The following is a 17144-nucleotide window of genomic DNA, read 5'->3' on the forward strand; positions in this document are numbered from 1 at the left end:
TTATTCTCGGACAATTTCCGCATCTCGCAGCAAATAGGCCATTTTTAAGAAGTCAAATTCATTCAATTCTAAGCGCCCCCGAATCTTTACTTTGCTCTGACTGTAAGGAATAGGCGATTTTGGATAAACCTCCATCACAGATTCTGGTCCAGCTCCCTTACAAAAAAAACAACTGGCGGTGGGAAAGGCCGAAAGCATAAACATTGTTCCATCATCTCCAGGGCCCATAGCTTGGGCCACAATATCATGCGGAATAATAAAGCCCTCTATTTCTATAATCTGTTGGTCATAGGCCCGAATGGCTTTGGTAAACAGCGGTTGCATAATTACTTCTTCCAAACTTTGGTCAAGCCCCAAATCAAAATCTAGTTCCAGAAAAATATCCCAAAGTCCACCCACCGATTGCTGGGCCGCTCCACCCTCAATCTCAAACATATTTTCAGGCTCTTCAAAAGCGGCAAAATCATCCTCTTCATAGCCATCGGCATACATCACAATACTGCCATCATCTTGGCGCTCTGCCTCCAAGTCGGTTTTGCGCAAGCTGGGCCGCCGAGGATCTACATAATCGGCATCTCGCTTTTTTTCTCCTCCTCGATTTTCATTGAGCTCTTGACTAACGGTCGTTTCGGCTAGAGGGGCCGTTTCTTGGGCCATGCCCAAAAAATCAGGTCGAATAAAGAGGATGCTAAGGCCTACCGTAAGCAGGCCCGTAGCGGTCCAAAGTATTGTTTTTGACATATTGCTTTTTTTTATGCGTTCAAATCAATGATTGGGCGCAAAGCGAACTTTAGTCGAGCTCATCGACCTTGCTAGCGCTCAGTTCCTGTCCATTGAGGAAGGTTTGCACATCCATGCGTTTGCGCTTTTCGGCTTGCAGCTCTAAAATATCGAGCCAAGCGCCTTGGGCGGCAATCCGCAAAAACTTCTTGCCATCGGTCCAGATGCTGCCAGGACTAGCATTTTGTTCTGCAAAGATGATTTGACTGCGGTAAATCTTAAGTTTTTTGCCCCCCACTTTGGTCCAAGCAACAGGGTAGGGGCTAAGGCCACGAATAAAGTCAAAGACTTTTTGGGCCCCTTGCTGAAAGTTAATCTGGCAATCTTTATGAAAGATTTTGGGCGCATGACAAACTTCTGTCTCTGCCTGCGGCTGCGTTTGATAATCGCCAGTTTTGAGAAGGCGGACCGAGCGCAGCACCAAATCGCCCCCAGCAATCATTAGGCGGTCGTGTAGCTCGCCTACCGTTTCGGCTGGACCAATAGGGGTCTTATATTGTAACAACAGTTCTCCGGTATCAATTTCATGTTGGAGCAAAAAGGTGGTCAGGCCAGTTTCTTTTTCTCCATTAATTACGGCCCAGTTGAGGGGGGCGGCCCCTCTGTATTTGGGCAAAAGAGAACCGTGTAGGTTCATACTTCCCAATTTAGGCATATCCCAAACCATTTTGGGCAACATCTTAAAGGCGACCACCACTTGTAGGTCCGCCTTATAGCTGCGGAGCTCCTCCAGAAAATCGGGATTTCTAAATTTCTCAGGTTGTAGGACGGGAATATTTTGGCTTTGGGCGTATTTCTTTACCGCCGATTGCAGCAGGGTTTTATTGCCTCTGCCGCCCCATTTATCGGTACTCGTCACAACGGCAACTACCTCCAAATCGGGGGCTTCTACTAAGGCTTGCAGGCTAGGAACCGCAAAATCGGGGGTGCCCATGAATATAATGCGCATAAACTAAAGAATCAAATTGAAGAATTAGAGAATAGGGCTCGGCTCCTTGGCTGAAGGCCAAATGGCCTAGCGATGTGCAGCAGTGGCCCGCAGGGCCAGACCGAGGCGGCAAAGCCGCCGAAGGGCCGAGCGAACAGCGAGCTGCGGAACGTAGCGCCGCAAGGCGAAGCCGCAGCGGAGGCCCCAAAAAATCAACTTAAAGGGCTAAACCGCCAATATTTTTAAGCTGCTGAATGGCTTTTTTAGGATCGGGCGCTTTGAAAACGGCGCTGCCCGCCACCAATACATCGGCCCCAGCTTGCAAGAGAACCTGGGCATTTTGCATGCCTACGCCGCCATCTACCTCGATCAGGGTGGGTAGGTTGCGGATCGTAATTTCCTCCTTGAGTTTTTTGATTTTCTCGATGCTGTGGTAGATAAACTTTTGGCCGCCAAAACCGGGATTAACCGACATAATAATGACCAAATCAATTTCTTCCAGTACGGGAAAAAGGGCCTCGACGGGCGTATGTGGATTGATGGCCACCCCAGCTTTGGCGCCAGTAGCCTTAATCTGCTGAAGGTTGCGATGAAGATGAGGACAGGCCTCGTAATGCACTGAAATCCAATCAGCTCCAGCCTTTTGGAAGGCCTCCACATAGCGTTCGGGCTCCAACATCATCAGGTGTACATCTAGGGTTTTATCCGTTAGGCGATTGATGGCCTCGACCAAAGGCATACCGAAAGTGAGGTTGGGAACAAAGCGACCATCCATGACATCCAGATGGATCCAATCGGCGGCAGAATCATTGAGCAGGGCAATTTCTTCGGGCAGGCGAGCAAAGTCGCAAGCCAAAACAGAGGGGGCGATAAGGTGTTTCATGCGTAAAATTCCTAATTTAGGTCTAAGAATGGGGCAAAGGTACGGCTTTTTAAAACAAGATTGGGCCCGCCCTGTTTTTTGATTTTATTTTAATGTAATCAACACAACCACAAATGGAATATCGCAGATTAGGAAAATCGGGTTTGCAAGTCAGTGCACTTTCTTTGGGCTCATGGCTTACTTTTGGAAATCAAATTGGGGATGATGTCGCCGAAGAATTGATGAAAATGGCCTATGAACAGGGCGTCAACTTTTTTGATAATGCCGAAATTTACGCCAATGGGCAATCGGAGATCGTGATGGGCAATATTTTGAAGAAAATGGGCTGGCGTCGCTCTTCTTATTTGGTCTCTAGCAAAGCCTTTTTTGGCGATGGCAACAAATTGCCCAATGAAAGAGGCCTAAGCCGCAAGCATTTGGTAGAAGCCTGTGAGGCCGCCTTGAAGCGCTTGCAGGTCGATTATTTGGACCTCTTTTACTGTCATCGTCCAGATAAAGAAACGCCCATTGAAGAGACCGTTTTGGCCATGAATACCCTCATCCAACAGGGCAAAATTTTATATTGGGGAACCTCAGAATGGTCGGCCCAAGAAATCATGGAAGCCCATATGGTGGCCAAAGATTATCGCCTGATTGGGCCTACAATGGAGCAGCCACAATACAATATGTTTCATAGAGAAAAAGTGGAGGTAGAATATGCCCAAATTTACAAAACAGTGGGGCTGGGCACCACCATTTGGTCGCCTTTGGCCTCTGGGGTTTTGACCGATAAATACCTCAAGGAGTTTCCAGATAATACCCGCCTGAGCTTGCAGGGCATGGACTGGCTTAAGGAGCGCTCATTAACACCCGAACGCTTGGATAAGGTGCGTGAACTCCAAAAACTAGCCGATCAATTAGGGACCTCTGTGGCCAAATTGGCCGTGGCTTGGTGCGCCAAGAACCCCAATGTGAGTACCGTTATTTTAGGGGCTTCTAAGCCACATCATTTAGCCGAAACCTTGACCGCCTTGGAGCTTTTGCCTCAATTTACCGAAGACCTAAACAGCCAAATTGAAGCGATCTTAGGCAATCAACCTGAGTTTCCTATGTTCTAAAACGAGTCTGTTTAAAATTTTGTGTATGCCCTTTCCTGCGCCTAGGGACAAGCCCCTAGGCTAGCTTTTCAGACAGCCCTCTAAAGAGGGCCTTTGGATAAGGTTCTTCTCTGCGACAACAACTGAACAAGGCCTTGTGTATCAACAGTTGAGGCCCTCGTAGAGGGCTGCCTCCATTGGATTAGCCTAGGGGCTTGTCCCTAGGCGATGAATGACTGAATCTTGCTTTTGAGCACTAAGCTAAAGGGCCAAATTTTATTCGGATACACAAAATCCTGAACAGTCTCCCTAATGAATTGGGTTGTGAAGCTAATGAATTAGTACTGGGACCTAATGAATTGGGTTGCGGAGCTAATGAATTAGTACTGGGACCTAATGAATTGGGTTAGGGCCCTAAATCAAGGCATTTTTGTTTTTGTTTCGTTTGGGAGCTATTTTTATTGTTCTGAACAATAAAAAAAGAGGAAGCTAGCAATTTGCTAGCTTCCTCTTTCCAATTACTTCACTTTCTTCCACCAGAAAATAAAGCCCGTAATGGGTAAAGAACAGCCGATTAGGGCCATAATAAAATAGAGAATAATGCTTTTGATGCCCAGAATTTCTCCAGTATGCAAAGGCTTGGCAATTTCGATAAACTGCTTGTGCAAAGCCTGATCGGCAAATAGCGCCTGATTTTTCAGTTCTCCTTTTTTATTGAAGGCCAGTTCATCGGGTAAAATCGCACCTAAAAAATTGCTCGTATTGAGCTTGGTCACCTTAAATTCACTTTCCTTATCGTTAGGCCCCAGAATAGAGATCGCCCCAGCATAAGGCAGTTGTTTATTGGTCAACTGATAAATCGAATCAAAGGAAACCGCCGATAGCTCCGCCATTTGCTTTTTATCTTGCTCTTTGGCCAGCATTTGCTTCAAAACGGCATCAAAATCTTCCGACAATTCCTCTTTGGCAGCTTCACTGGCCACCGCATGTCCGCCCAAACTCACAATAAAGACGTTTTTCATCCAAGGGTAAGTGATATAGGCCCCCGTCAAAGCGATAAAAAGCAAGAATAAGGAGCTATAAAAGCCAAGCACCTTGTGCAAATCATAATTGATGCGGTAAAACTTCGCCTTGAACTTGATGTAAAAGCCACGCTTTAAATTGCGCATGTTTTTCGGAAACCAAAGGACCAAACCAGAAAGCAAAAGCAGACAAAATATCAAACTGCTAATGCCCACAATTTGCTTTCCGATGCCCGGAATCCATAAACTTTTGTGCAAACTCAAAATCAACTCAAAAAAATCATCCAATTGAATGGACCGATACCCCAAAAGTTGTTGCCGATAAGGGTCAAAATACTGAGTTTTGCTTTGTTCTTCGCCTTGCTCCCGAAAACTAATGCTATAACTCCTATTGGGCTGTTCGGGAATCACTATGGCCGTGATTTCTCGCCCCTGCCGCTCAAATAAAGCCTCTATAGCCGCTATATTTACCTGCGGATGGGCGGGCAGCTCTACAAAAACTTTCTCCGCATTGTAATAGTCATTGATCTGCGTCTTAAAGGCATAAATACTGCCCGATAAACAGATAATAAAAACAACCAAAGAGGAGAGGAGCCCCAACCAAAGGTGCAAAATTCCAGAAATGTATTTAAACCAAGATTCCTTCTTCCGCTTTTTGGGAAATAAGGCTTTTTTGAGTTTCATGCAAATGAGTTCTATCGTGAATATTTACTAAGGCTTACTCCTTGATTTTGCTCCGATCAAAAGGCTTGACCAACTCCAAAAATTGCGCATATTGCTCTTCCGAAAGTACGCTTTTCATAGCCTTTTTGCGCTCTTCATCAAATTTTATCCAATACTCTTGAGCCAGTTCTCTATTGCCATGATAAATATCATGCGCATCCTGAAAAGATTTCTCAAACGCATTGTTGGCCGCCTCCAATACATTAGCTTGCTCTTCGGTCAAAGCCAAATCTGCCTTGATTTTGGCCAAGGTCTCATCATTATATCTAGGGCGCTTGCGGGCATGCTTTTCCATAAACGCTTTGTAGGTACTAAGTTGCCCCTCATCTAAAAATGCCGCCATCTCTTCGGTCTGCTGCTTGTTGCGCTCCTCCATTTTCTTAAAGGCCTCGACACGGTCAAATTTTCCGCCCTCAGCCTTGGCCGCCGCACGCATTTCCTCCCCAATTTTCTGATACTTGGCCCTAACCGCATCAAATTGACTGCTCTGCTCTTCCGTGAGCTGCAAATTGCCCTTCAATTCTTCATAATTTATCCCTCTGCGGCCCTCCTTTTTTTCGCCACAAGAAATTGCTAAAATAGAAATCGCCAAGAGGATAAATAACAGTTTTTTCATTTGATTATTTTTTTGATGTGTGCTTAGAATGCCTAAAACTAAAAGTAGCTTAATCCGCATTTTTGTATAAACATGAAATGGCTGCCAAGCTAAGTTTTTACCTGTTATTTATTATTAGTCTAAATAAGTTTTAGAGTATTTTTAACAATTTGGGGCTGCCCCAGCCTTCGGCTGGGTCGGGCTATGCGGCAGCTCGCTATTCGCTCGGCCCTTCAGCGCTTCGCGCTTCGGTCTGGCCTGCGGCCACTGCCTACTATCCCTCAGCCTGCGGGGGCTTCGCCCCCTGCTAAACCTAAAAAACTAGATTAGGCCCTGCTTTTTGCGGGAGTTCATTATCTTTGCGATCATTCTAGGAAATAAATACTACAATATATGTCATCATTCAGTCAGTCAGCCAACAAAATCTTTGATGAGGTGGTCGCTTTTTACCATGTTTTGGACCAAGTGGACCAAGAAGGAAAAAACCCCTATGCTACCGATACTATCGACTATTTACTCTACCAAAAAAACTGGATCGATAGCGTTCAGTGGCATGTAGAGGACCTTATTCGCGAGCCCGAAATTGAGCCCAGTTTGGCCCTGAGCTACAAACGCCGTATCGATGCCCTCAATCAAGAGCGCACCGATACCGTAGAACGCATTGATGATTATTTCTTGGCCAAATTTGCAGCGGTGCCCGCCAAAAGCAATCGCCTAAATACCGAAAGTCCCGCTTGGGCCATCGATCGCCTGTCTATTTTGGCCCTAAAAATCTACCACATGGCTATCGAGGCCGAGCGAGTAGATACGCCTATAGACCAGCAAGCCCGCTGTAAGCAAAAATTGGCCATCCTGCTCGAACAAAGAGAAGATCTCTCTACCGCTATCGATCAGCTGCTAGAGGAGTTGGCCCAAGGCGAAAAACAAATGAAGGTCTACCGCCAAATGAAAATGTATAACGATCCACAGCTCAACCCTGTGCTCTACCAGAAAAAGGCCTAATTTTGAAAGAAATTTTGCTCCTGCGCTTCTCGGCTATGGGAGATGTGGCCATGTTGCAACCCATTTTGCGACAAGCCCTGGCCCAATATCCCGATTTGCGCTTTCGGCTATTGTCTAGACCCGCCTTTGCCCCCTTTTTTGCTCCCATCGATCGCCTAGAGTTTGTCGGCATTGATCTGGAGAAAGATTATCAGGGCTTGGGCGGGATTTGGCGCTTGTCTAAAGAATTGCAAAAAGGACCAAAACCGCTAGCCATTGCTGATATGCACAATGTGTTGCGCACGCAGGTCCTTGGCCCATTACTCTCTTGGTCTTGGGGCATCCCCTTGGCCAAAATGCAGAAGGAAAGAGGGGCCAAGAAAAAATTAGCCGCCCCAAAAGCCCATAAAAATATTCAGTATTTGCGCTCGCATCATCTGCGCTATGCCGATGTTTTGGCCAAATTGGGTTTTCCCATCGATTTATCCGCCGAGCTCGCTCCCCCCATTTTTGAGGGAAGCACCGCTTTGGCCCCTTTTCTAGCCCCCCAAGGACCCAAATTGGGGGTGGCGCCCAAGGCCCGCTATGCTGGCAAAACTTATCCTTTGGAACTCATGCAGCAAAGCCTAGAAGCTTTGTTGGCCGCCTGCCCAAATTTGCAAATCTATTTGTTTGGTGGACCATCTGAAGGGCAGGAGTTTAGCCAATGGCCTATTGCCCAATCTAAACAGTTGCATATTGTCGCTGGCCAGCTTCCCCTCTCTGATGAATTGGCCCTAATGAGTCAATTAACGGCCTTTTTGGCCATGGATTCTTCCAATATGCATATGGCCGCCTTTTTCGAAAAGCCCATTGTTTCGCTTTGGGGAGCCAGCCATCCCGCTTTTGGGTTCTACCCCTGGCGCCAACCTTTAGAATATGCTCTTTTACCCGATTATGAGCAGTTTCCCATGCTGCCCAGCTCCAGAAATGGCAGCAAAATGTTTAAGGGCTATGAAAATGCTATGGCCAGCATTTCTCCCCAACAAATTGTCGATAAATTACTGCCGCTTTTGCAGGCATAAAAAAAACCTAATCGCAAAACGATTAGGATTTTTTTGTGGACCAACTTATTTTTTAGCCTCTAGCAAGTTTTCTAAGGGCAAGTGATCATCCAAGGTTTTGCCATAATAGGCTTCCAAGATATTGCCTTTATGGTCCAAAACAAAGTCAGCGGGAATCAAAGCATCGGGCTTTTCTCCTTTGGCCATATAACTTCTAAAGTCTTTTTTATAGCTCTTTTTGCCCTTTTCAATATGGGCCAAGGTTTTTTCATCTTGCATGGCCGCCTTCAATTTCTCGGGGTTGCGTTCTATCTTATAAGAGCGGTACAATTCTCCAGAAGGATCGGCTACTACTTTAAAGGGCAGTTCGTGGTCTTCTACATATCGAATGAGCTGCTCCTGAGGCGATTCATAAACGACGACCACCTCATAATTAGCGGCTTTGAGCTCTTCGTAGCGCTCCATCAATTCATGCGAACGAAGGTTGCAAACGGGGCACCAAGCGTGACGCATAAAAACCAACAGAACACGCTCTTGCTCTTTGAGCAATTTGCGCAATTTTAGCTTTTCGCCTCGAACATCTCTGGTGTTGAATAGAGGTGCTTCATCACCATTGTGCAAACGTTCTGAAAGAGGTGTTGCTGGATTAGCAAAAAGAAAAAGGCTAGTTAAGATTAAGATTAGATTGTTCATTCGTACTTGTTAATTTTAAGAACTGTGTGCTGTATAAATAATTTTATTAAACTTTTTGGTTATAATATAATTAACTTGTTAATTGTTTGTTAGTGCTCTGCTAAAGTAGTTTAATTTGTTCTGTCCTATAGATACCATAGTCACAATAAGGTCACAATTTTATTATTTTTTTTGAGGGGCTGCCCCGCCCGCTGGGCGGGTCGGGCTGTGCGGGGGGCTCGCTGCTCGCTCGGCCCATCGCTTTTTTTCGCTTTGCTCAAAAAAGCTTGGTCTGGCCTTCGGCCCCCCCCTGCCATCCCTCAGCCGCGTCGCTTCGCTCCTTTTTGGGCCAAAAAAGAACCAGCTCTTAGGGTGAGCTGGTTGGACTTGGTTCTTCTAAACATTTTGCAGGTTGAGTACCTAAGAATATTTAGAGGGGAGATCGACTAATGGGAATTCTTCTTTTTGAGAGTAGGGAGCTGTATCTAAGGTCTTTTCTGTGATTGAGATCACAATATTAAGCTCTTTTTTTGTCAAAAAAAATTAAATTTGTGATAAAAGTCTAAAAAACAGTGCTCCAGCCAATAAATTGTTCTGCCATTGAACAAATAGCCAATTTTGGCTGTATCTTGAGGCAGTCTATTTTGGGTAGGACAGGCGGCGAAGCCGCCGCAGGCTGAGGGATGGATAGCAGTGGCCGAAGGCCAGACCGAGTTTTTTGAGCGTAGCGAAAAAAACGAAGGGCCGAGCAGGCCTGCGAGCTGCGACACAGCCCGACCCGAGCGAAGCGAGTGGGCAGCCCCAAAAAGAGGAATCACTATTTTATCAAACCAATAGAGCCTTGGGCTCAAATAGAAAACAGAATTATTCATGCGAAAAGCGCAATTAGCTATTTTTAGTCTTATTTTTTTCCTTGCTTTGGGCAGCACGAGCTTGATGGCCCAAAAGAAGATGGAGGAGGGCTATATTAAGTATACGATGAACATGGCTGGGGGAGAAGAGAACCCTATGGCGGGGATGCTGAATGGCTCGGAGATGAAGGTTTATTTTTTGGGCAGCCAAGTGAAAACCTCGATCAACATGATGAACGGCATGATGAACATGAATATCATTATGGATAATGAGGCGCAGGAGGGGCTGATGTTGATGTCGATACCGATGATGGGCAAAAACATGGCGGTAGAGCTCAGCAAAGAGCAAATGGAGGAGCTCAAGGCCAAGCAAAAGAGCAATGCGGCCGCTAGCCAGCCTACATTTAAGTATTATAAGCGCAAGCGGAAAAAAATTGCGGGTTATAGATGCCATAAGGTAGAGGTCCAAATGCCTGGCGTTTCAGAAACCTTGACCATGTATGTGACCAAAAAAATTCAGCCTGTAGGGCAAAGTCAGATTCAGGAGCAGCTACCTGGTTTGGAAGGTTTTCCACTTCGGTACGAAATTAGCCAAGGAGGAATGAAGTTAGTTTTTGAGGCCGATGAGATTTCTAACAAACCCCCAAAAGCCGAGGTTTTTGACAAAAGCATTCCAGAAGGCTATGAAAAAACAACCCTAGAAGAGCTGGGCGGAATGCAAGGCTTAGGCGGTGGTTTTGGCCTCTAAAACAGATATTTTACTACCATTTTATACTCCATTCTATGAGAAATTCAGTTTTATTCCTGCTCTTTGCGGTTGTTTTTGCCCTTCCTTCTACCCAAGCGCAGCTATTTCGTTCTAAGAAAATGAACAAAGGGAGCATTACCTACACCCTTAATGTAGAAGAGAGCAAGGACCCCAATGTGGCCATGGTCAATAATTCTACGCTCAAGTTGGTTTTCCTCAAGGGCGACCTCCGCGCAACGGGGGCAGTTATGGGTGGCCTCATTATGGGCGACCTCATTATGAATAGTGGGGACAGCAAAGGCTTGGCGCTTATCCAGATGATGGGCGAAAAAACAGCCATGAAAATCCCTTCGGAAGATGTGAAGAAGGCCCAAAAGGAAATGACCAATTTGGATGAAATTACCACTCAGTTTAAAGAGGTAAAAGGAGGGGATAAAGAAATTGCGGGCTACAAATGCCGTAAGGTGTTTGCCAATAACCCCAAAGATCCCACAACCAAAGTGGCCATTTATTTGACCGACAAAATTGATGTGAGCGCCGTTTCTTTTATGAACGAAGTGAGCGAAAAACTAGGCGGTTTTCCCCTCGGTATCGAGGTAGATAGCCCCGATGGTAAGTTTTCTATGCTAGCCACAGAAATTGACAAGTCTACGCCTGTAAGCAGCAATTTTGATTTGGTTATTCCCGAAGGTTATACCGAAAAAACAAGCGAAGAATTGCAGCAAACCTCTCCCGCTATTGGCGGATAACGTTTTTATCGCTTAATTTTATAATTACCTCTAGGCTGGGCTTAGGGGTAATTTTTTATTTTGAGCCAAGCGGCTTATTTTGTCCCGCTCCCTCAAAAAAGTGCTTAATCAATTATTACTTATGCTAGTTCGCCACCTTAGTTTTCTCCTCTTATGTCTGGGCTGCTCGCTCAGCCTATGGGCCCAGCCCCAACGCTTCAATGGGGGATTCCCAATTTGTACACCAGATGATAGTCCCGCCGAAGTTGAACCCGAATTAGAGCAAACGCTCAAGGCCATTTATGGAGGCTGCCAATTGGCCCAAGATGAACGAGTCCTGAAAAAAAGAAAAGACCCCGAAGCCTATATCATTAGCGATTATCAGGAGCAAATGCAGGCCTTTGTCGCCTATGCCCAAACGCTAAACGATAAACTCAATGGGAGTCCCCGAAAAAAGCTATTGGACCAACTTGAAAAGTTGCTGAAAAAAGGCAAATTTGAAGATGCTCAGCTTCTGCTCAAAAAAGAAAAATTGCCCGGCCAAGGGCAAGAAGATTGGCAGACGCTCTATTTTGCTTGGGCCAATTATCGCTATGAAGCCCAGGCCGAAGCGCCCTGGCTAGACCCCATGAACCGCCGCGTCAATCGCCGCTATCGGGCCATTATCAACTATGTGACCCAACGCTTTGAACAACCCTTTGGCCAACAGGCCCAAATGGGTGGGGTAGTGGCCGATGCCGCCCAAGCCCTAAGTAATTGTATGGCCTATCCCGAAAACCTGGCCTGGCAAGGAGAAGGCGGCTTCAATATGAAAAAAGAAGACGAACTCCGCCGCCTCGCCTCCGATATCGCTTATCTCGAATGGCGCACCCAAGAAAAAATTAACGGCCGAAGAGCTTATGATATTGACCGAAAAGCCATCATGAAAATTAAATTGGCCCTCTTTGATGTGATCCGCAGCATGGAACGCCAAAAAAGAAACTGGTATACCGAACCCCAACATGGCGAAAACCTCCAAATTCTCTATAACCTCAGTTTCGAAAATGGCTGGCGAGTAGACGCTAGCAACGCCCTGAAAGAAGAAGAACCCCAAAACGAAAATAACCCAATTTTACCCAGCCGAATCGAATACTAACAAAAAAAAAGGGGATAAGCCTAAAGCTTATCCCCTTTGTCCGTTTAAGTCAAAATGACTTAGGCTTCTGCATCAGTTCCTTCTTCTGTAGAAGCTTCAACCTCAGTGGCTTCAGGAGCTTCCTCTACCTTAGGCTCAGGCTTGGCAGGAGGAGTTCCAAAAATCATCTGACGTTGCTTTTCTAGACGCTGCTTGGTTTGCTCACGACGAGACTCTACCACCGCTTCTTTACCTTCAATCCATTGCGCTAGTTTAGCATCAGCCTGCTCTTGAGTAAGAGCACCTTTGGCTACACCACGCTGAAGATGCTTCTTGTAGAATACACCTTTGAATTTCAAAATGGCACGAACAGTGTCGGTAGGTTGTGCACCTTTCATCAACCAGTCAAAAGCGGCATCACGGTCCACATTGATTGTAGCAGGTACAGTCAAAGGGTTGTAAGTACCAATGCGCTGAATGTACTTACCGTCACGGGGAGCACGAGAGTCAGCAATAACGATGTGATAAAAAGGCGCTTTTTTGCGTCCTTTGCGTTGCAAACGAATCTTTACGGGCATGTCTGTAAAATTTAAGCCTGTGATTTTGATCCCCCACTGAACTTGCTGAACAAGCGGTGGGGCTTTACGAAAGCACAAAGATACACTCTTTTCCGAGTTTTTACCCTTTTCTTTTTCTTTTTTTGGGGCTGCCCTGGCCTTTGGCCAGGTCGGGCTATGCGGGGGCTCGCTGCTCGCTCGGCCCTTCAGGCTCCACTTCGTTTCGCCTTTGGTCTGGCCTGCGGCCACCCCCTACTATCCCTCAGCCAAAGCGGGCTTTGCCCGCTTTTCTGGACCTACATCAGCTCGTAGATGCCCCCACTGAGGTTGTAGCAATCTAAATCTTTACGCTGCCGCCTAATTCTTTGTATGGCCAATTGGCTGCGCAGCCCTTTGCGGCAATAGAGGACCAAACAGCTATTTTGGGCCACTCTTTCTATAAAAGGTCCCAAATCAGATAAAGGGACCAGCTGCCCACCAATATTAAAGGCTTCATGTTCGTGCGGCTCTCGAACATCCACTAGGATAAAGTCTTTGTTTTGGGCCTGCCACTTTTTTAAGGTCCGTAAATCAATTTGCTGAATACTATTCATCATGGGGGAGGAGATTTTAATCTGAGCCTTTGCTGCCCTTGGGCTCAGCGAGGGGAGGAATTTTAATTTTGATCATAGAATCAGCAGAAGGAGGTGTAGTCTGCTGTTCTTCTATATTTTTTTGAGGGGCTCTGATGGCCTCAAAGGTCCAGCCATTTTGCTCTACCAATAGTTTGATTAGGCCCAAATTGCGCAGCCCTTCTCTGCGGGCTTTGCCCATCAGCTCACTTTCTTGGGCCTCTTCTCGGAGCATTTTCTTAACGACCACATTGATGCTCGTCAATTCATCTTCATTAAAGGCGTTAAATACCCCTTCTTGGATGTCGTAATACTCTAAGTCGTGGTCAATAGATAAGATTTGTGGATCGGGAAGGTTGCGTACCCGAACAATTTTCTGGACCTCATCTACTTCCCAATCTAACTGACTGAGGTCGTAGCCTACGGCTACTTTGGCCTTCACTTTGACCAAGGCTTTTTTCCGTAAGGGACTAATATCGTAAGCATAAAAACTATTATACTCATGCACATTAGAGAATTCGCCCTCTACGGTCACTAACTTGGCTACTTCTTTAATGCGTTCTAGCAAAATTTGTTGCTTAGCCTGAGGCATTGGGTCTTTTTTCTCCAAATTTTGGCCCAAAATAAAAAAGTGGTAGCCTGCGGCTCCACCTAATGCTCCTAAAAACATAAAAAGAAGATAATCGAAAAAACGCATAACAATAAAAGCTTTGGTGAGTTGATTAAAACTAAGCTTTTATTTTAATATTTTTCTTGAAATAAGCGCTTTTAAGTTGGACCTAGAGGAGGGCAGCAATGGCTATAGCCAAAATTATGAGGGGCTCCACCCTCATTTATATATTATTGCGAAGCAATACCGCTCTTGCTGTAGGTGTCCACCTACAGCATCGGCCTAGGGGCCTGAAGGGGTGGCCGCAGGCCAGACCGAGGCGCGCAGCGCTGAAGGGCCGAGCAGACCTGCGAGCCCCGCAAGGGCCCGGCCGCCAAAGGCGGCAGGCCCCAAAAAAATTAGACCCTAATTTTAAAAATAAACTGATAGAGCAGCACAAAAAGAGAGGAAATGATAAAGCTCAGGATATAACGAGCTAGCCACAACCAACTGATGCTCAGGTCTTCTAGTAGGGTGGCCATAATCATGTAGGCGCCCATCATCAGGGCGGTATAGCGGATAATCCAGCTGCGGCCCAAGCTCTCTTTGCTTAGCAGTTGGCCTGGCTCATAGCCCGAAATAGGCTCTATGATAGCGCAAATGAGGGGGCGTAAAAAGGCCAAGGCCACCATAACGGCCGCATGCAAGCCAAAACTATTGAGAAAAGTATCGACGCCCAAGCCTAGGGCAAAGGCCAAAATCAGGGCCAACACCATAGGGATTTCTAGGGGCAGCAAGAGCACAAAAAGCGGATGAATGTAAATATCAATCAGCTTAAAATCTACATATTTGAAGAGCAGACCCTGCAACAACAAAACAAAGATAAAGCGGAAAATATTGATGCCAAAAAGGTTATTGCTCATGGATAGAAGCTTCTAATTCAAGTTGTTCGTCTCTCAGAATATTGTCTACAATATATACCTTATCGGCTTTGCCCAAGTCATTGACCAATTGGACCGAAATATTGTAGAAATTACTGCCTGGCTCTATATAAAAACTATCAATTTTGCCCAAGAAAATATCTTTGGGAAAAACCGTAGAAAAGCCGCTGGTCAATACGCTATCGCCTTTTTGCAGGCCCAAATGTTTGGGAATATCGTGCAGCTGCATATAGCGAGGATCTTGGCCATCCCAACGCAAAACGCCAAGGTAGTTATTGCGGCCAATTCGGCTGCTAATTCGGCTATCGGTATTGAGAATAGACATGACCAAAGCATAATGGGTAGAAACGGCCCGAATCACGCCCACCACCCCCTCTTGGGTATTGGCCAAAACCGCCGTATTCTTTCGCACCCCATGCTTGCTGCCTCGGTTCAAGGTGAGGTAGTTCTTCTGCCGATGCACACTATTATTGACCACCGTTGCGGCCAAATAATGATACTGCTGCTCCGATAAACTGTCTTCGGCCCCCACTGTGGCCGAATCGAGCAAATGCGAAAAGGTTGTGCTGGGCAGTTGCATCTTGAGCCGGGCGTTTTCTTGGGCCAAAGAATCATTTACCGCAGAGAGGTTCCAATAGCGCGACCAACGATTCTGATAATCATAAATTCCGCCCACCATCCGATTGGCAGAACTCAAAAAGGCGGTCTTCTCTGGCGTAGCATTTTGGCTAAAGTAAAAGTTTAGCGCAATCAACTCCAAAATGAAGAAGGCAAAAACACCATGATAACGAATAATTAGCTGGCTAAACTTATTCATAATAGTTGGGCAATAAATAGGGCGTGTCGGACCAGCCTAACCGCTCCGACACGCTTTATTTTTAGAAAGGCATCACAACAACACCTCCCTGGCTATAGCTCTGTTTTAGAGGCTTTTCTGAGAGATGAGGAAGGAGAACTTGGCAATGTTCTGCAAGGCAATTCCCGTTCCGCGAACCACCGCCCGTAGGGGGTCTTCCGCAATGTGTACCGGCAATTTGGTCTTCTTACTAATCCGATTATCCAAGCCGCGCAAAAGGGCGCCACCTCCCGTCAAATAGAGGCCCGTCCGATAAATATCGGCCGCCAATTCTGGAGGCGTACTCTCCAAGGCCTTCAAAATAGCCTCTTCAATTTTAGCCACCGATTTATCCAAACAACGGCTAATTTCTTTATGCGAAACCATAATCTGCTTGGGAATCCCCGTCATCAAATCTCGGCCATTTACCGGATAATCTGCAGGCGGTTCCTCTAGGTTCTGCTCGGCAGCCCCCACATGAATCTTAATCTGCTCGGCGGTGCGCTCCCCAATCAATAGGTTGTGCTCCCGACGCATATAGTTCACAATATCAAAGGTGAATTCGTCTCCAGCAGTACGGATAGATTGGTCGCAAACAATACCGGCCAAGGCAATTACGGCAATCTCCGTCGTTCCGCCCCCAATATCAATAATCATGTTCCCAACCGGCTCCGTCACGTCCAAACCAATCCCCAATGCAGCCGCCATAGGCTCGTGAATGAGGTAGGTTTCGCGAGAACCCACATGCTCGGCAGAATCAAATACGGCCCGCTTTTCTACCTCGGTAATACCCGAAGGAATACAAATAACGGTGCGCATACTCCGAAGCAATTTTCTGCGGTTCGGAATCATGTCAATCAAACCCTGAATCATGCGTTCAGCCGCCTCAAAATCAGCAATTACGCCATCCTTCAATGGGCGAATCGTCTTAATTTTTTGGTGGGTTTTTTCGTGCATCATCATCGCTTTTTTTCCTACAGCGATAACGTCATTGGTATTGCGGTCTACGGCCACAATAGAAGGCTCCTCTACAACTACTTGGTCGTTGTGGATGATCAGTGTATTAGCAGTCCCCAAGTCGATGGCAATCTCTTGGGTAAAGAAGTTGAAGAATTTTTTCATAAGGAGTGGCAAGCTTTATACTTGGCTAGTAGGTTGGGCAAAATGGCTTTGCGTTTTAGGCTTTGCTTAGCTTTGGCGCAAAAATATAATTTTTAATCTATTAAAGTAAATTTATAAGGAGTCAAAATAAGTAAGTAGCTATTTTTTAGGGGCCTGCCGCCTTTGGCGGCCGGGCCCTTGCGGGGCTCGCAGGTCTGCTCGGCCCTTCAGGCTTCACTTCGTTTCGCCTTTGGTCTGGCCTGCGGCCACCCCTTCAGGCCCCTAGGCCGATTGTAAAACCCTGCGGGCGAGCGGCGGCCCTAGGGCCGCCCAGCAATTCCGCCTAGATGTTTTGGCGCCCTACAG

18 protein-coding genes are annotated in these 17144 nt (G+C 46.3%); 6 read left to right on the forward strand and 12 right to left on the reverse strand.

Annotated elements, in window-relative coordinates:
* The 3 genes from SGRA_RS15845 to rpe all read right to left on the reverse strand — a co-directional run bounded on the left by SGRA_RS15845 (window position 1) and on the right by rpe (window position 2591).
* The gene (locus SGRA_RS15845; protein ID WP_015693791.1) at window positions 1-741 is read right to left on the reverse strand and encodes a hypothetical protein; all 741 of its coding nucleotides are present in this window, start codon (window positions 739-741) and stop codon (window positions 1-3) included.
* A 49-nt stretch (window positions 742-790) separates the two neighbouring features.
* Window positions 791-1729 (reverse strand): methionyl-tRNA formyltransferase, encoded by a 939-nt coding sequence (gene fmt, locus SGRA_RS15850; RefSeq protein ID WP_071823207.1) that lies wholly within the window; start codon window positions 1727-1729, stop codon window positions 791-793.
* 196 nt (window positions 1730-1925) lie between these two features.
* Window positions 1926-2591, reverse strand: coding sequence for a ribulose-phosphate 3-epimerase (gene rpe, locus SGRA_RS15855; protein WP_015693793.1), 666 nt, complete (start codon window positions 2589-2591; stop codon window positions 1926-1928).
* A 113-nt stretch (window positions 2592-2704) separates the two neighbouring features.
* Between rpe and SGRA_RS15860 the strand changes: the two genes are divergently transcribed.
* Entirely contained in the window at window positions 2705-3688 is a 984-nt protein-coding gene (locus SGRA_RS15860) for a potassium channel beta subunit family protein (protein ID WP_015693794.1), read from the forward strand.
* Between the two features lie 497 nt (window positions 3689-4185).
* Here SGRA_RS15860 and SGRA_RS15865 read toward each other — a convergent pair whose 3' ends face one another.
* Both SGRA_RS15865 and SGRA_RS15870 read right to left on the reverse strand, forming a co-directional pair.
* The gene (locus SGRA_RS15865; protein ID WP_015693795.1) at window positions 4186-5373 is read right to left on the reverse strand and encodes a PepSY-associated TM helix domain-containing protein; all 1188 of its coding nucleotides are present in this window, start codon (window positions 5371-5373) and stop codon (window positions 4186-4188) included.
* Between the two features lie 34 nt (window positions 5374-5407).
* Window positions 5408-6028 (reverse strand): hypothetical protein, encoded by a 621-nt coding sequence (locus SGRA_RS15870; RefSeq protein WP_015693796.1) that lies wholly within the window; start codon window positions 6026-6028, stop codon window positions 5408-5410.
* A gap of 372 nt (window positions 6029-6400) precedes the next feature.
* Between SGRA_RS15870 and SGRA_RS15875 the strand changes: the two genes are divergently transcribed.
* Window positions 6401-7009 (forward strand): DUF4254 domain-containing protein, encoded by a 609-nt coding sequence (locus SGRA_RS15875; RefSeq protein WP_015693797.1) that lies wholly within the window; start codon window positions 6401-6403, stop codon window positions 7007-7009.
* A gap of 2 nt (window positions 7010-7011) precedes the next feature.
* The gene (locus SGRA_RS15880) at window positions 7012-8052 is read left to right on the forward strand and encodes a glycosyltransferase family 9 protein (protein ID WP_015693798.1); all 1041 of its coding nucleotides are present in this window, start codon (window positions 7012-7014) and stop codon (window positions 8050-8052) included.
* A 45-nt stretch (window positions 8053-8097) separates the two neighbouring features.
* On the opposite strand, the gene SGRA_RS15885 is transcribed toward SGRA_RS15880, so the two are convergent.
* On the reverse strand, window positions 8098-8724 hold the full coding sequence (locus SGRA_RS15885; protein ID WP_015693799.1) for a peroxiredoxin-like family protein: 627 nt from the start codon (window positions 8722-8724) through the stop codon (window positions 8098-8100).
* Between the two features lie 849 nt (window positions 8725-9573).
* Here SGRA_RS15885 and SGRA_RS15895 point away from each other — a divergent pair.
* From SGRA_RS15895 to SGRA_RS15905, 3 genes are all read left to right on the forward strand, one after another.
* A complete protein-coding gene (locus SGRA_RS15895; protein ID WP_015693803.1) occupies window positions 9574-10302 on the forward strand; it encodes a DUF4412 domain-containing protein in 729 nt (242 codons plus the stop codon).
* Window positions 10303-10337: 35 nt separating this feature from the next.
* Entirely contained in the window at window positions 10338-11051 is a 714-nt protein-coding gene (locus tag SGRA_RS15900) for a hypothetical protein (protein WP_015693804.1), read from the forward strand.
* A 100-nt stretch (window positions 11052-11151) separates the two neighbouring features.
* Window positions 11152-12165, forward strand: a complete 1014-nt coding sequence (locus SGRA_RS15905) for a hypothetical protein (RefSeq protein ID WP_245538568.1) — start codon at window positions 11152-11154, stop codon at window positions 12163-12165.
* Window positions 12166-12224: 59 nt separating this feature from the next.
* Here the strand turns inward: SGRA_RS15905 and rpsP are convergent, their stop codons facing one another.
* The 6 genes from rpsP to SGRA_RS15935 form a co-directional block, all read right to left on the reverse strand.
* The gene (gene rpsP, locus SGRA_RS24275) at window positions 12225-12722 is read right to left on the reverse strand and encodes a 30S ribosomal protein S16 (RefSeq protein ID WP_041329963.1); all 498 of its coding nucleotides are present in this window, start codon (window positions 12720-12722) and stop codon (window positions 12225-12227) included.
* Between the two features lie 275 nt (window positions 12723-12997).
* Window positions 12998-13297 carry a rhodanese-like domain-containing protein gene (locus SGRA_RS15915; protein WP_041329731.1) on the reverse strand — a complete coding sequence of 100 codons (300 nt, stop codon included), beginning with the start codon at window positions 13295-13297 and terminating at the stop codon, window positions 12998-13000.
* Window positions 13298-13310: 13 nt separating this feature from the next.
* Window positions 13311-14009 (reverse strand): DUF4230 domain-containing protein, encoded by a 699-nt coding sequence (locus SGRA_RS15920; protein ID WP_015693808.1) that lies wholly within the window; start codon window positions 14007-14009, stop codon window positions 13311-13313.
* Between the two features lie 311 nt (window positions 14010-14320).
* A complete protein-coding gene (locus tag SGRA_RS15925; protein WP_015693809.1) occupies window positions 14321-14824 on the reverse strand; it encodes a hypothetical protein in 504 nt (167 codons plus the stop codon).
* Window positions 14814-15659 carry a rod shape-determining protein MreC gene (gene mreC / locus SGRA_RS15930; protein WP_015693810.1) on the reverse strand — a complete coding sequence of 282 codons (846 nt, stop codon included), beginning with the start codon at window positions 15657-15659 and terminating at the stop codon, window positions 14814-14816. The genes SGRA_RS15925 and mreC overlap by 11 nt, the downstream gene beginning before the upstream one ends.
* Window positions 15660-15764: 105 nt before the next feature.
* On the reverse strand, window positions 15765-16799 hold the full coding sequence (locus SGRA_RS15935) for a rod shape-determining protein (protein WP_015693811.1): 1035 nt from the start codon (window positions 16797-16799) through the stop codon (window positions 15765-15767).
* Window positions 16800-17144 lie beyond the last annotated feature (345 nt).

This window comes from Saprospira grandis str. Lewin, from assembly GCF_000250635.1.
In the GTDB taxonomy this organism is placed as follows: Bacteria; Bacteroidota; Bacteroidia; order Chitinophagales; family Saprospiraceae; genus Saprospira; species Saprospira grandis.